11 protein-coding genes are annotated in these 14,471 nt (G+C 60.8%); 4 read left to right on the forward strand and 7 right to left on the reverse strand.

Annotated elements, in window-relative coordinates; genetic code table 11:
- Nucleotides 1-23: 23 nt before the first annotated feature.
- Nucleotides 24-2,810: a PAS domain S-box protein gene (locus tag BW974_RS18650; protein ID WP_076431789.1), complete on the reverse strand. Its 2,787-nt coding sequence runs from the start codon at nt 2,808-2,810 to the stop codon at nt 24-26.
- Between the two features lie 79 nt (nt 2,811-2,889).
- On the opposite strand from BW974_RS18650, the gene BW974_RS18655 reads away from it, so the two are divergent.
- Nucleotides 2,890-4,620, forward strand: coding sequence for a MutS-related protein (locus BW974_RS18655; protein ID WP_076431790.1), 1,731 nt, complete (start codon nt 2,890-2,892; stop codon nt 4,618-4,620).
- A 19-nt stretch (nt 4,621-4,639) separates the two neighbouring features.
- Here BW974_RS18655 and BW974_RS18660 read toward each other — a convergent pair whose 3' ends face one another.
- On the reverse strand, nt 4,640-5,101 hold the full coding sequence (locus BW974_RS18660) for an SHOCT domain-containing protein (RefSeq protein ID WP_076431792.1): 462 nt from the start codon (nt 5,099-5,101) through the stop codon (nt 4,640-4,642).
- A gap of 148 nt (nt 5,102-5,249) precedes the next feature.
- Between BW974_RS18660 and BW974_RS18665 the strand changes: the two genes are divergently transcribed.
- The 3 genes from BW974_RS18665 to BW974_RS18675 are packed head-to-tail and all read left to right on the forward strand — an operon-like array spanning nt 5,250 to nt 8,861.
- Nucleotides 5,250-6,641 (forward strand): oxidoreductase, encoded by a 1,392-nt coding sequence (locus BW974_RS18665; RefSeq protein ID WP_076432240.1) that lies wholly within the window; start codon nt 5,250-5,252, stop codon nt 6,639-6,641.
- A 45-nt stretch (nt 6,642-6,686) separates the two neighbouring features.
- Nucleotides 6,687-8,522, forward strand: a complete 1,836-nt coding sequence (locus tag BW974_RS18670) for a DEAD/DEAH box helicase (protein WP_076431793.1) — start codon at nt 6,687-6,689, stop codon at nt 8,520-8,522.
- Between the two features lie 57 nt (nt 8,523-8,579).
- The gene (locus tag BW974_RS18675; protein ID WP_076431795.1) at nt 8,580-8,861 is read left to right on the forward strand and encodes a CDGSH iron-sulfur domain-containing protein; all 282 of its coding nucleotides are present in this window, start codon (nt 8,580-8,582) and stop codon (nt 8,859-8,861) included.
- Nucleotides 8,862-9,275: 414 nt separating this feature from the next.
- Here the strand turns inward: BW974_RS18675 and BW974_RS18680 are convergent, their stop codons facing one another.
- The 5 genes from BW974_RS18680 to BW974_RS18700 form a co-directional block, all read right to left on the reverse strand.
- Complete coding sequence (locus BW974_RS18680) at nt 9,276-10,583, reverse strand: threonine synthase (protein ID WP_084186386.1); 1,308 nt, start codon at nt 10,581-10,583, stop codon at nt 9,276-9,278.
- Nucleotides 10,580-11,341 (reverse strand): HpcH/HpaI aldolase family protein, encoded by a 762-nt coding sequence (locus tag BW974_RS18685; RefSeq protein WP_076431796.1) that lies wholly within the window; start codon nt 11,339-11,341, stop codon nt 10,580-10,582. Before BW974_RS18685 ends, BW974_RS18680 begins: the two co-directional genes overlap by 4 nt.
- A 63-nt stretch (nt 11,342-11,404) precedes the next feature.
- Nucleotides 11,405-11,686, reverse strand: a complete 282-nt coding sequence (locus BW974_RS18690; protein WP_076431798.1) for a DUF7521 family protein — start codon at nt 11,684-11,686, stop codon at nt 11,405-11,407.
- Between the two features lie 54 nt (nt 11,687-11,740).
- The gene (locus BW974_RS18695) at nt 11,741-13,933 is read right to left on the reverse strand and encodes an LUD domain-containing protein (protein ID WP_076431799.1); all 2,193 of its coding nucleotides are present in this window, start codon (nt 13,931-13,933) and stop codon (nt 11,741-11,743) included.
- Nucleotides 13,930-14,445, reverse strand: coding sequence for an LUD domain-containing protein (locus BW974_RS18700; RefSeq protein WP_076431801.1), 516 nt, complete (start codon nt 14,443-14,445; stop codon nt 13,930-13,932). Before BW974_RS18700 ends, BW974_RS18695 begins: the two co-directional genes overlap by 4 nt.
- Between the last annotated feature and the right edge of the window lie 26 nt (nt 14,446-14,471).

Genomic DNA, 14,471 nt, shown 5'->3' on the forward strand with positions numbered 1-14,471 from the left:
CAACCGAGCGGATGATAAAAACCTCACCGGTCGAAGAATGTTCCGAGTAGCTTCAACTGCGCACGTCGCAGATGTTGGTGAAACGTCGGCGGTGACACGCCGAGTGACGCCGCTACGTCCTCGCCCGTGCTGTTTCGCGGCCACTCGAAAAAGCCAGCGAGATAGGCCGTCTCCAACGCCGTCCACTGCCTGTCGGTCAGCGATTCGCCCAACGTCGTCCGAAACTCTGTCACGGTCGGTTCGGGCGTGTCCCGTTCGCGCTGTGCAACGACGTACATATCCGGATACATGTCCCGAATCGCTTCGACCATCCCCCGAACGTTCGCGGTCGTCGGGAGTTCGATGACCGCTCGTGCGCCGTCTTCGTCCGCTTCCGCGCTCGCGACCGTCGCACCCCTATCCGCCAGCGCCGTGACGAACGGCGCTTTTTCGTACCGTAGTTCGAGGACGCACTCCGTCTCGGTTTCGTGGAGGATGCGACTATCGGTTATCCTGTCGAATCCGGATACCCAGTCGATAACGTCCGAAGATTCTGCGCCCGACACGGTTACGAAACAGAGGAGCGCCCCATCCGACGCGAGCGTGTTTCCGAGCAGGTCGAGTTCGCATCCCAACTCCTGCGGTAGCTGGACGAAGACGTTGTTCGCCTCTTTCGATTCGATTTCCACCTCGACCACACAGTCGGAAACGAGCGCCTTTCGACTCTCGATTCCGGCAATCGCGAGACCGATGGTTTCGCCGAGTTCGGCGAGCACCGCCCGTTCGCGCTCGTCGAATGCGCCGGTTTGATTCGCATGAACGACGAGGACGCCGTAACACGTCTCGTCGTACCGAATCGGGATAGCGGCGAGCGAACGAAATCCCCTGTCGAGTGACTCCTCGCGCCACGGTTCGAACGTCGGGTCGGTGGCGATGTCCGCGATGACGACCACGTTCTCCGTTTCCAACGCTTTCGTCGCTGGCCCCCGGAACTCGTCGTTCGGCCTGATGGCCGATTCGAGATACGCTTTGCCGCCCTCGTCTCCGGCGTGTGCGACCGGGTAGACGCTTTTTGCGCTGGCGTCGTACTCGCCGATCCACGTGAACTGATACGGTTCCACCGTCACCAACCGCTCTGCGACCGCGGATTCTATCTCCTCGCGGCTCGTCGCCTGCACCAGCGTTCGGTCAACGTCGCGGATGACCGCGTTGATACGGTTCAGTTCCTCTAACTCCTCGCGGTGCTTCGACAGCGTCTCTTCTCGCTCTGCTCGGTCGAGCGCGGATTGCACGTTGGCCGCCAGAATCTCCGCGAAATCGTGGACGTGTTCGTCGAGTTCGGTTTCGAACACCGACCCGACCACGAACACGCCGTGGTCGGCCAGCGGGAGGATGAGTTCCGTTTCGACCGGCGTTTCCGAATTGCACGCCCGCTGTTTGTCGCTCAGGTCATCGAAAACAGTCGCTTCGCCGGATTCGAACACCGACCACGCAAGTGTGTTTTCGGCCTCGGACTTTGGTATTTCGTCCAGTATCTTTTCTGCTCGTCCCGTCACTGCGGCGGGTCGAAGGACACACTCCTCGGCATCCACGAGATAGATACCACAGAGCGACAGGTCGAGTATCTCGCTCGCCGCCGACACCGCTACCTCGCAGATTTCGTCTTTCGTTTCCGCCCGCATCAGGTCGCGCGTCGCAGAGCGAAGCCTCGATAGGCTTCGCTCGCGCGCGTTTCGCTCCGATACGTCCTTGAAAATCGCGTGAAGTACCTGCTGGTCGCCGAGCTCTGTCACGTTCGAACTGACTTCCACCGGAATTTCAGTTCCGGAGGGTCGGGTGATGTTGATACCTGTCGCGTCCTTCGTGACGCCGCCGCGTTCTGCGTGCTGGTCGAAAATATGTCGATAGAACGCCCGACGCCCGACGGGATGGATTTCCGAGTGGTGCATCCCGATTATTTCGTTTTGCGGGCGTCCGAGGAGGGTCTCGGCGGCCGGATTCGCTTCGATGATGGAACCCGTTTCCGTGTCGGCGACGAGAATCGCCTCCGGACTCGTCTCGATTACTTTTCGATACCGTTCGCGCGACTGTTCGAGTTCCGCTTCGACCCGTTTGCGTTTGGAGATGTCGCGGACGATTCCGGTAATCGTTCGCTCGCCGTCGTACCTTCCTTCGCGGAACGACAGCCCGACCGGGATTTCGGCTCCGTTCCTGTGCTGTGCGGTCGTCTCAACGTATCCCCAATTGACCCGCTGCTCGCCGGTTTTGACGTAGCGAGCGAGCGATTTCCGATGTGTCGATTGGAGGCGTTCCGGTATCAGTTCCGTCAACGGCGACCCGACGAGTTCGTCCGACTCGTAGCCGAAAACCCGTTCGACACCATCGTTGGTACATTTGATACTGCCGTCTTCGCCTATCGTGATGATGGCGTCCGGCATTCCTGAAAGCAGCGCTTCGGTCTGTGATTGCCTGTGTTGTGTCCGATACTGGTCGATTGCACGCTCGATTCGATGTGCTAACAGTTCCGGACTGCCGGGTCGAACGCAGTCGGTCGCACCCGCCGAAAGAACGTCGGGGACGACGGTTTCGTCGGCAGTCAGAACGAGAACCGGGAGGGCCGAATCGCGTTTACGAATCGTTTCGAGAGACGACAGCGCATCGTGGTCGGGGGGTGCGTGTTCACAGAGAACACAATCGGCCGTTTCTAAGCTCTCTATAATTTCTCGCTCTCCTCTCACTCGCTCGATATGCCCCGATTTCCCTATCTCGACGTGGCTGTCACCAAGATGAAGAATTCTCGATTCCGATTTAGATTCTGACTTAGAGAGCATAATATTAGTACAGCACCAACTGTCTTTACATTTCGGTCGAACGGGAATCGTTAATACCGGTGCGTGTCAGCCGACAGGTATGAGGTTGGAGGACTACTGGGGCGTGGGACCGAAAACGAGCGACCTGCTCGAAACCGAACTTGGCGTCGAACGAGCGATTCAGGCCATCGAATCGAGCAACGTCCGCGTCCTCTCGAACGCAGGCTTGTCGAGGGGCCGGGCGACTCGGATTCTTCGGCAGGCTAACGGCGGCGAGGGAATGGCGGTACTGGCGACGCGGGACACGCGCTCCGTCTACAAATCGCTTCTCGACCTCGCCAGCGACTACGCCGTGACGCCCGACGCTGGCGACCGGATTCGCGTCATGACGCCAGTTCGCTCCCCCGAAGAAGCGACCGATCGACTCGATTCAGTGATGGACGCCGTCACATCGTGGGACGACCTGTCCGACGCCGAGCGCGAATCGGTGCTCGCCGCGTTCGAGGAATACGACGGAAGCGAACGAACGGCCGTCGAGACGGCCCTCTCACTGCAAGCGACCGAAACGACCGAGGGCGCGTTCGCCCCCGTCGCGGAAATCGACCAGTCGGCCCTCGACGCCGCGGTCGGTGCCCTCGGCAAACTCGACGGCAGTCGAGTCGCCGAGGGAGCGGACGACGAACTCGACCGCCGCCGCGAACAGTTGACGGCGGTCGAACAACTTGAAAGTGGCGCGTTGGACGTTATCGAAGCGGTTCAGTCCGGAAACGTGCGAAACCCGGACGAGTTCCGCGAGAGCTACGTCGAGTACGTGGCCCGTGAAACCGACATCGAACCACAGCGAATCCGTGATGCAACCGTCGGCGAAGCCACCGACGCCACGGATTTTGTCGGCGGATCGCTCCGCGAACTCGTCGCCGAACAGCGCGAGACGGTCGAGGAGCGCGAATCGACGGTTGCGGCGGAACTCGAAGCGAAAATCGAGGACGCGAGAGACGCAATCGACGCCGCCGTTTCCGCTGTCAACGACCTCGCCGTCTCGCTCTCGTTGGCTCGATTCGCCGACGAATTTTCGCTCACACGCCCCGAGTTCGTGGACGAAGGCTTCGCCGTCGAAGACGCGCGAAACCTCTTTCTCGCCACCGGAAACGACGTTCAGCCGATAACTTACGGAATCGGCGAGCACGGCGTCGCCGGGCCGCCGAAAGGCGACAGAGTGACCGTCCTGACCGGGGCGAACAGCGGGGGGAAAACCACCCTGCTCGAAACGCTCTGTCAGGTCGCCCTGCTGGCCCAGATGGGACTTCCGGTTCCAGCAGAACGCGCACAGGTTTCGATGTCGGACACCATCGTCTTCCACCGTAGACACGCCAGTTTCAACGCCGGGGTGCTGGAATCCACGCTTCGAAACATCGTCCCGCCGCTCACGGACGACGGGCGCACCCTCATGCTCGTGGACGAGTTCGAGGCGATTACGGAACCCGGAAGTGCGGCTAACCTCCTGCACGGCCTCGTCGGCCTGTCAGTAGACCGCGGCGCGCTCGGCGTCTTCGTCACCCACCTCGCGGAGGATTTGAACCCGCTTCCCGACCAAGCGCGGAAGGACGGTATCTTCGCGGAAGGACTGGACGACAACTTAGAACTGCTCGTGGACTACCAGCCCAGATTCGATACCGTCGGCAAATCGACCCCCGAGTTCATCGTTTCGCGCCTCATCGCCTCCGCGAACGACCGCGGCGAACGCGCCGGATACGACGTTCTCGGGCGGGCGGTGGGTGAGGCGGCGGTTCAGCAGACACTGAGTTCGTGGGCCGAAGAGCAGGAGAAGTAATCGAAAATCAGTTGTCGAACTATTCTCGTTCCCGAAGTCGCTCACGCTCGTCTGCACGAAATCGGTCTTCTACGTCCTCTATCGTCTCGGTTTCCATGAGTCGCTCCAGCTTTCGCTCGAACTGCTCGTCCGTGAGTTCGCCGTTGGCGTACCGGTTCCTGAGGGTGTCGAGGGCGTTTTTGTTGTTCGATTCGGTCGGTTCCTCCGGCTTTTCAGCTTTGTCCGATTTCGCTTCCCCGAGTCCGCCGAATCCGTTCCACCAGTCGGGTTCGTTCCACGAATCGTTCCACCAGTTTTCGACTTGGTCTTCTTGGTCGAACAGCATGGAGACGATTGGAATGACGACCATGTAGCCGAGGAGCAGGGCGTAGAGCCACCAGCCTTGCCCGCTAAGGAGGGCCACGAGCCAGATACCCGTGACTACCATCGACGTGATTCCCGTCGCGTTTTCGTAGAGTCGTTCACGAGGTGTATCGCCCATAGGTGTGGATTTTCGCTACTAGTTATAAAGTATCACCTTTGCTATGTTGTCGAAATACTTCGAACTACAGAGCGGGCAGGCCAGCGGCCTGCCCGCCACCATCTCGCCACAAACCTTTACGCTGAAACCCGACGAATCCAAACCCAACGTGCCCGAACTGGAAGACCCTCTCGAAATCGCGGGCGTCGAACTGCCGAACCGCCTCTATCGCGCCCCGCTCCTCGAATGCGCCGGAAACGGCCCGGACGCGGTAGACGCCTTGATTCGGGAACTCGAACCCGCGGCGGAGTCGGGAGTCGGCCTCGTCTGTCAGGGTGCAACCATCGTTCGTGGGAAGGGTGGCTGTGCTGCACCGGGGATGACGCGGGTGCACGACCCGAAATTCGTCGCGAAACTGGAACGGCTAACCGACGCGATTCACGACCACGACAGCCGGATTTTCGTCCAGTTGGAACACGGCGGGCTCAGGAGCATGGAGACGTGGCACGCGGGCTATCGCGCCGAACATCCCGACCTCCGGCAACTCGCGGTTTCGCGCCCGCCCGCCGTCCTGCGGGCGCTCGACCGCGTTGGATTTCTCTCCTACGACGCGCACGTCCTCGACACGGCCGAGGTGTACGACCTCGCCGAGGATTTCGGTGAAAGCGCGAAGCACGCCATCGACGCCGGATACGACGGAATCCACATCGCCGGGGCGAACATGGGTATCGTCCAGCAGTTCCTCTCGCCGTTTTACAACCGCCGAACCGACGAGTTCGGCGGGTCGCTGGCCGAACGAACGAACTTTCTCGAACTCGTTCACGACGAGATTCGGAAACGAGTCGGCCCGGACGTGCCGATTGTGACGAAAGTGCCCGCCGAGACGACCGCGCCGCCGTTCGTCAGAAAACATCTCTCGCTCGCGGACGGGGTTCGAATCTGCGACCGACTCTCCGATGTCGGATTCGACGCGCTCGTTCCGGTACAGGCCTCCGTGTTCTGGGACGCGAGCATCGTTCGCGGCGCGTTCCCGGCCCGCGCGTGGCGCGACGAGCGATTTCGCGAGGGCTACGCCGACGCATTCGGAAGTAAATGGCGGGCGAGTATGGTCGCCCTGCTGAACTGGCTTCAGTCGAAAAAGTACGATTTCGACCCAGCGTGGAACCGCCCGTTTACCCGCCGGGTGACGGACCGAGTTTCGGTTCCGGTGCTCGCAGAAGGTGGTATCCGAACCCGGAACGGAATCGACCGACTGCTCGATGAAGGTGACTGCGATGCTGTCGGAATGGGCCGACCGTTTTACGCCGAACCGCGACTTCCGGCCCGGATTCTCGGGAACGGGAGCGAGAGGAACAAAGGAGGCGAGGGCAACAAGGGAAGCGAAGGAGACGAAAAAACGGGAACCGCCGTCGTCTGTGAAAACTGCAACAACTGCACCGTCCCGCAGGCGACCGGTGCCCGTGGGGTCTGTCGAACGCCGACCGTTCTCGAAAAGCGCGGCGAACTGCGGAAGGCAGGTGTCTACGACGTGGACGATTCGGGCGGTCGCCCGAATCGGTAACCCGAGTCGTAACGGGTATTCCGCGGGAGAACCAACCGTAGGGCAGTGACCGACGAGGATTACGGGATTTCGGACGTGTACGACGCCGTCGAGGACATCGGTCGTCCGGTGCTCACTGCCGACGAAGTCGCTCGGGTGCTCGACTGCTCGCACGAGGAGGCAAACCGCGTGCTGGAACGATTGGCTGACGAGCGCGAGGTGTCCCGCCTCGACGTGGAACGCGACCCTGTCGTCTGGTTCCCGACCGAATGGGAGCGACTGGCCGACCGGGAGCGAATCGTCGTCTTTCCGAAACGCCGGGAAATCGTCGCCGACCAACCGCGGCAGTTCACCCGGGCGCAACTCTCGCAGTTCGCGCACCTGACGGAGACGACCCGCGAGGGCGGCTACAGCTATCGGATTCGGCAAGAGGACATCTGGTCTGCGCCGTACGACTCCCTCGACAATCTGATGCGGACGGTTCGGCAGGTGCTTCCGGAGCAGTCGCCCGATATCGAGCAGTTCGTCGAACAGCAGTGGAAACGCGCGAAACAGTTCCGACTCTACACGCACGAAGACGACTACGTGGTTCTCGAAGCCGCGAGCGACGACCTGATGGGGAACGTGGCGCGGCAGAAATTGGACGACAGTCACCTTCGCGCGCCGGTTTCCGACAACGAAAGTTGGGTCGCCGAGGAGAAAGTCGCCGAAGTCAAACGAATCCTGTACGAAGCAGGCTACCCGGTGCAGGACGAGCGAGATTTGGAGACGGGCGACGAACTGGCTATCGACTGTTCGCTCTCCCTGCGCGATTACCAGCGCGAATGGGTCGAGCAGTTTATCGACCTCAAATCCGGTGTCCTCGTCGGCCCGCCGGGAAGCGGGAAGACGGTCGCCGCGATGGGCGTGCTGGAAGCCGTTTCGGGTGAAACCCTGATTCTGGTTCCGAGCAGGGAACTCGCCGGACAGTGGCGCGACGAACTGCTGGCCCACACGACGCTCTCCCCTGAACAGGTCGGCGAATATCACGGCGGCGAGAAGAACGTCCGTCCCGTGACGATTGCGACCTACCAAACCGCCGGAATGGACAGGCACCGGCAACTGTTCGACCAGCGACGCTGGGGACTCATCGTGTACGATGAATGCCAGCATATTCCAAGCAAGGTTTTCCGACGAAGTGCGAACCTCCAGAGCAAACACCGCATGGGATTGTCTGCCACACCTGTCCGTGAAGATGACAAAGAAAAAGATATTTTCACGCTCATCGGGCCGCCAATCGGCACCGACTGGGACGCGCTGTTCGAAGCGGGATTCGTCGCCGAACCCGAGGTGGAAATCCGGTACGTCGGTTGGGACGACGAAACCTATCACGGCGAGTATGCCAACGCGGGCCAGCGCGGCAAACGTCAGATTGCCGCGTCGAATCCCGCGAAGGTGGACGAAATCCGGTTCCTGCTTGCCGAACATCCGACCGCGAAAGCACTGGTGTTCGTGGAGTATCTGGAGCAGGGTGACGAAATTTCCGACGCGCTGGGTGTTCCGTTCATCAGCGGCCAAATGCCACATCCGGAGCGCGAGCGACACCTGCAAGCGTTCCGCGACGGGCGACTCGACACTCTCGTCATCTCCCGCGTCGGCGACGAGGGAATCGACCTGCCGGATGCCGAACTCGCAATCGTCGCGTCGGGACTCGGCGGGTCGCGGCGGCAGGGTGCCCAGCGTGCCGGGCGAACCATGCGCCCCGCCGGACGCGCCCGAATGTACGTACTGGCGACCCGCGGAACGCGCGAAGAGGAGTTCGCGCGCCAGCAGTTGCGCCATCTCGCGTCGAAGGGAATCCGGATTCAGGAATCGGTTGCAGAGGAGACGATTCTGGAGGAAGGAGTGGTCAGCGAAGAGTAATCCCCGAAACGCCGATTTCACGCCGAAATTGAAGTGTCGGGAACGACAACTCCGCACATGGTCCGCGAAGTCAGACATACCGCAACCAGTCCGCGGATAATCGACGCAGACGACATCGACGAGAAGAAGGGTGACATTGCAATCTGCCTCTGCGGACTCTCCCCGGAATATCCGTTCTGCGACGGGTCGCACCGAGCAACCCGCGACGAGGAATCCGACACGGTGTATCGCTACGAGAACGGCGACCGCCGTGAAATCGAGGAACTGGTTTTCGCCGACGAATCCCGCAAAGCCGAAAAAACCGGTGAATCTGACAATTCAATAGAGTGTGACAAATAGCTACAGAACCGGTGGCAACAACGCCTAACCTGACGGACGGCGTGATGGTGGCATGGGTTTTGGGGGACACACACTGACCAAGGGGGCGGTTTCGATACTGATTATCGCGGTCGGATTCGGTCACGGGGTTGCGGTGCCAGCGACCGGACATCCGACCGAATCGGGCGAGCGAGCGACCGATCAGTTCGTCACGCCGACTGCCGACATCGAATACACTTGCGACAACGTCACTGTCTCGGTGAAACCGAAATGGGTCAACTACAGTATCGTGGTTTACTACCGTGATACCGTGACAGGCGACGAGGGGAAGGCACTGCTCGGGCCGATGAACGGAACCGTGACGGAACCCTACGGGCCAGACATCCTGTTCACGAGCGTTGAGGTGATAGTCAACGGAGGAATCATTGCGACCGACTACATATTGGCGCGCTGTACGCCCGACACCAGCGAACGGACTCGCTCTGCGAGGTCAGCAAGGGGAATCGATTGTGGCGCGGTTGGCATCGCCCCCTGCTCGCGGAACCCGGTTCCGGTCGCAATTGCAACGACGTAATCGTCCGGCGAAATCTCACCCGATTTCGAAAGCTGGCGTATTCCCGCCAATGTGGTCGCGGAGGCGGGTTCGACGCAAAGCCCTGCACGGCGGGCGAACTGCTGTTTCGCGTCGAGAATCTCGTCGTCGGACACCGACAGCACCGCACCACCGATGTCACGAACCGCGGCGAGGACGCGGTTACCGCTCGGTGGGTCGGAATTGGCGATTGAGTAGGCTACCGTCTCTTCACCTTGGACAGGACGAACCTCGTCGGCATCGGCGCGAAACGCCTGTGCAATCGGGTCGCAGGCGGACGCCTGCACGAAGTACAGTCGCGGAACCGAGTCGAGCAGGTTCGCCTCGCGGAGTTCCCGAAGGGCTTTCCAGATGGCGCTCGCGTGACCACCGCTGCTGACCGGCGCGACGATTGCGTCGGGAGCAGTGGGGGAATCGGTCGAATCCCGGGATTCGACCGATTCCGACGTTGAAACAGAATCCGAACTTTCGGCTTCGAAACCAGCGAACGGCGACCCCGCAGGGTCGCCGTGAGCGGTCGCAAACGCCTCGCAGATTTCCAGCGCCGTGGTCTTTTGCCCCGCCACGCGATACGGCGTGTCGGAGTTGACGAACCGAACGTCCGGTAGTTCCAAACTGTCGTAGTATAGTTTTCCGTACTCTCCCCCGACCTGCACGAGTTTCGGGTCGTACTGTGTGATGTGTCCGAGGCGCTCCGCCGGAATGTCGTCGGGCACGAGAACGAGGCAATTCACGCCTGCGCTGGCCGACATCGCGGACATGCTCATCGCCATGTTTCCGTGCGAGACGGTGCCGACCCAGTCGCCCTCGTCTTCCGTTGTCTCCAGCGCGCGGGCGACGCCCACCGCGCTTCCGCGGTCTTTGAACGTTCCCGTCGGGTTGGCGCTCTCGTCTTTGACCCACAACCGACATCCGGCGTAGTCGTCCACTCTCTCAGTTCGAATCAGCGGCGTTCCCCCCGCCGTCAGACCGACTCCCGGCAGCGGTTCCGTCGGGAGCAAATCGCCGTAGCGCCACAGTCCGGCTTTCGACCGAGCGACAGTTGGCCACGAAAATTCGCTCGCGTCGGTTTTCAGCCAGAGCGGTTCCCCACACGCACAGCGCGCACCGGTTTCCGTCTCGTTGCCGCAGTGATAGCAGACGAGAGTCATCGAATCAGTTCCTCGTATTCCCGTTTCGCGCGCGTTGCTCCATCCAGCAGATAGTCGGCGTCGATACCGACGACCTGAAAGTCGAACCCGGTTTCGGCCCAGCGCTCGACGTCGGCGGGGTCGAGGGCGATGGTTCCGACCGCGGTGTCGGATTCGCCGACGGCGTCCAAAACAGCGGAAATCTCGGTGTCGAGGGAGTCGGTTTCGCCGAACCGACCGAGGGATGCCGAGAGGTCTGCCGGGCCGACGAACAGCGCGTCGATGCCGTCCACCGCCGCAATCGAACCGGCGTGTCCGACGCCCTTTGCGGATTCTATCTGCACCATCACGAGGAGGTCGTCGTTCGCGCGTTCGAAGTAGTCACCCATTTCGAGTCCGTACTTCGCGGCCCGTGACCCGGCGACGCCCCGAACCCCTTCCGGCGGATAGCGCGTCGCTTTGACCACTGTGCGGGCCTGCTCCGCCGTTTCGACCATCGGAACGATAACACCGGAAACGCCGGTGTCGAGGACGCGCTTGATTCGGGTCGGGTCGTCGTCCGGCAGGCGGACGACGGGTTGCGTTTCGCCGCTCGCCGCGTCCACCGCTCGAACGAGGTTTTCGACGGTTTCGAGCGACATAGACGAGTGTTCCGCGTCGATGACGACGAAATCGAATCCGAGTTCGGCGCTCATTTCCGCAACTGCCGGATGGCCGATTGTCACCCACGTTCCGACGACGGGGTCGCTCGCGCGCACTGCCTGCCTGAGTTTACTCATGATTCTGCAAACGCTTGGCGGACAAAAATAGCTAGTCGGTCGGCGGTGTGGCTGGTTTTCTGCTTAGTCGGCACCCGTCACGCTGTAGATGACGAACAGGTACCCAATCGTCGAAACGCCGTAGTTCACAGTCAGCAGCACGCGACTGTTTTGAAAATCGTACAGAAACGCGCTGAAGGTTGTTGCGATTGCGGCCGCGACGAGAATCGAAAAGCCGATGCAGAGGACGAGCATCGACCGACGATTGGTCTGTAAATATGCCCGCATCGCCAGTCCCACCATGGTAAGACCGGTCGCCGCGAGAACGGCACTGAGTACGATATAAGTGATTTCGATAACTTGCATCTGGTGAGTCGCCCTCGGTGTTCGTCACCTACAATTCAGGCAGTAGATTTAAATTTATTCAATACCGCAAGTCAGTAACTGGACTGGATGGTTTGGCGACAGTTTCGATAGCGCACCGAACTGTTCGACGCACGATGCGCCACTTGCGACGACACATTCTGTTGTCGTATTTTCGACAGCAGATTCACCGACTGCGATGCTGAGGTCGTAGTAGTCGGATTTGTAACCAAAACTTCCGGCCATGCCACAACACTCCACGTCGGTCGTCTCGATTTCGTAGCCGAATCGGGAGAGGACGGCGACGGTGTACGGTTCGAGGCCGAGCGTTCGCGCTTGGCAGTGGGGATGGTAGGTAACTTGTTCTTCGGCCTCACCCTCGGCATCGGACTCCGATGCCGAGGGCGAGAGCGCGTCCGGATTGGCACCGTTTTCCAGCAGGCCGTAAATATACTCGAACAGTTCGTAGCTGTTCTCGTCGAGACGGTCGAAATCGGGCGCGGGCAGCAATTTCTCGTAATCTCGCCGGAACATGGCGAGGTCGCTCGGTTCGATGACGACCACGTCCCGATTCGAATCGAGGTGTGGCGCAAGTTCGTCCGAAAGCGCCCGAGCGTTGCTTCGCGCCGTTTCGACCATCCCCTGCGAGAGCGGCGCACGTCCGGTCGGTGGCAAAGTTGGAATCCGCACAGAAACTCCCAACGATTCGAGGACTCGCACGGCGGCTTTGCCCCGCTCGACGAGAATGTAGTTCGTATATGGGTCGGGATACAGAATCGCTTCGCGTTCTGCTAATTTCGAAGTTGATTCTTCATTCGTATGGAGTGGTTCGCGGGCCGCGAACCACTCCACCAGCGTCTCGCGTTGAAACTCCGGCAGTTCCCGTCGCGGGTCGATACCGAACGCCCACGACAGAAATTGCCGAGTCGCCGTCGAACCGGCGACCCAGTTCGAAACGGGAGCGAAACGACTTCCGAGTTTGGCGAGCGTCGAAAAGTTACCGAACAGTCGCTTTCCTCTGTTGAGAGAGGCGGGTTCGTCGTCCGGCAGGAGGCCGTGGTACACCGAATCGAGATTGCCACCGCCCTCGCGGTTGACTCGGTCGCGGATAGCGGTGTTTATCCACGGAATGTCTATTTCGACTGGACACGCGTTTACACAGCGAGAACAACCGGTACAGAGGTCGTTGAACTCGCTCGCGCTGTCGAGGCCGTGAACGCCGGCCTCCCATCCGGTTGCGATTCCGCCGGTGTAGGTTTCGCCGCCGAAGGCGTGGCCGCCGACGTGCTGGAAGTTCGCACAGGAGTTCGCGCAGGCACCACAGCGCACGCAGTACAGCGTCTCGCGGAGGACGTCGTCGTCACGCATGGCCATCCGTCCGTTGTCCAGCAGGACGAGGTGGAACTCCCGATTTTCGTCGGAATCGGTCATCGTTTCGACCGGGGGCGTCAGAAACGACACGTAGGAGGTGATGTCCTGTCCGGTCGCGGAGCGTCCAATGAGTTCCACGAAGGGTTGTAAGTCGCCGATTGTCGGAACCAATTTTTCGACGCCTGCGACTGCGATGTGGGTATCCGGCGCGCTCGCTGTCTTTCTGGCGTTCCCTTCGCTGGTGACGAGCGCGAGCGTTCCGGTTTCTGCGGCGACGAAATTTGCACCAGTGAGGCCAACGTCTGCGTTTCGAATCCGCTCGCCGAGGTAGTCGCTGGCGAACGCCGTGAGGTCTTCTGCGGTTTTGAGCGGTTCGTCCGGGTCGAAATGACCGTTGAACAGTCGCGCGATGTCCTCACGGGAACGATGAATCGCGGGTGCGACGAGATGTGACGGTGCTTCGTCGGCAACCTGCAGGACGAACTCCCCGAGGTCGGTTTCGTACACGTCGATTCCCGACTCCGCGAGATGGTCGTTGACCTCGATTTCCTCCCCGGTCATCGTCTTGCTCTTGACGAGCAGTTCGGCGTCAGCGTCGTTTGCGACTTCCGCGACGTACCGATTCGCGTCTTCCGCGTCGTCCGCGAGATACACCGTTCCGCCGTTGGCTTCGACCGATTTCCGCACGGTTTCGACCAGTTCCGGCAGACGCTCGATTGCGTCTTCCTTGATCGTTCGGGCTTTGGATTTCAGTTCCTCGTACTGTTCGAGTTCCGCGGTGGATTCGTATCGTCCGTTGTTGAACGTTCGCGTGTTGGTTTCGACGTTTCGTCCCTCGGTCGCCAGTAGATTCCGGATGTTGTCGGCTTTCCCCGTCATCGGTCGGAAATGAGAATGACGTGGACGTTCTTCGGCCCGTGGACACCGTGAACGAGCGACCCCATGTCTGCCGTCGCGCTCGCCCCAGTTGCGAAGATGGCGCTCCCGCCGGACCGTGCAATCGCTTCTAGTCGGCCGAACGCGCCCGTCATTCCGGGAACTACGTCGCGCTCGGCGACGACGGCCACGTGGCGGTCTGGATGGAGACTAACTCGTTCTTCGCCCGCTCCGGTCGGCCCAATCACCACAGTTCCGTAGTCCGCGATTGCGAGGCTGGCGTGCGTGACGCCGGTTTTCGCGTTTTCGAGCGCGTCAACGGTCGAATCACGTCCTTCGAATCGAGGAATCGAATCGGGGAGCGAAACGCCGTCGAACGGCAGTTCTGTCCCCAATACGGGTTCGACGATAGCATCCGAGAGCGCCCGGTCGAACTCGACGGTCGTCGTCCGGGTGAATCCGACATCGAGTTCCCGCAAGGAGTCTCGAAAAACCGAGACGGTGTCGGCTGACATGACCCAACGTGGCGCGTTCTCGAATA

Source organism: Haladaptatus litoreus, assembly GCF_900156425.1.
Taxonomy (GTDB): domain Archaea; phylum Halobacteriota; class Halobacteria; order Halobacteriales; family Haladaptataceae; genus Haladaptatus; species Haladaptatus litoreus.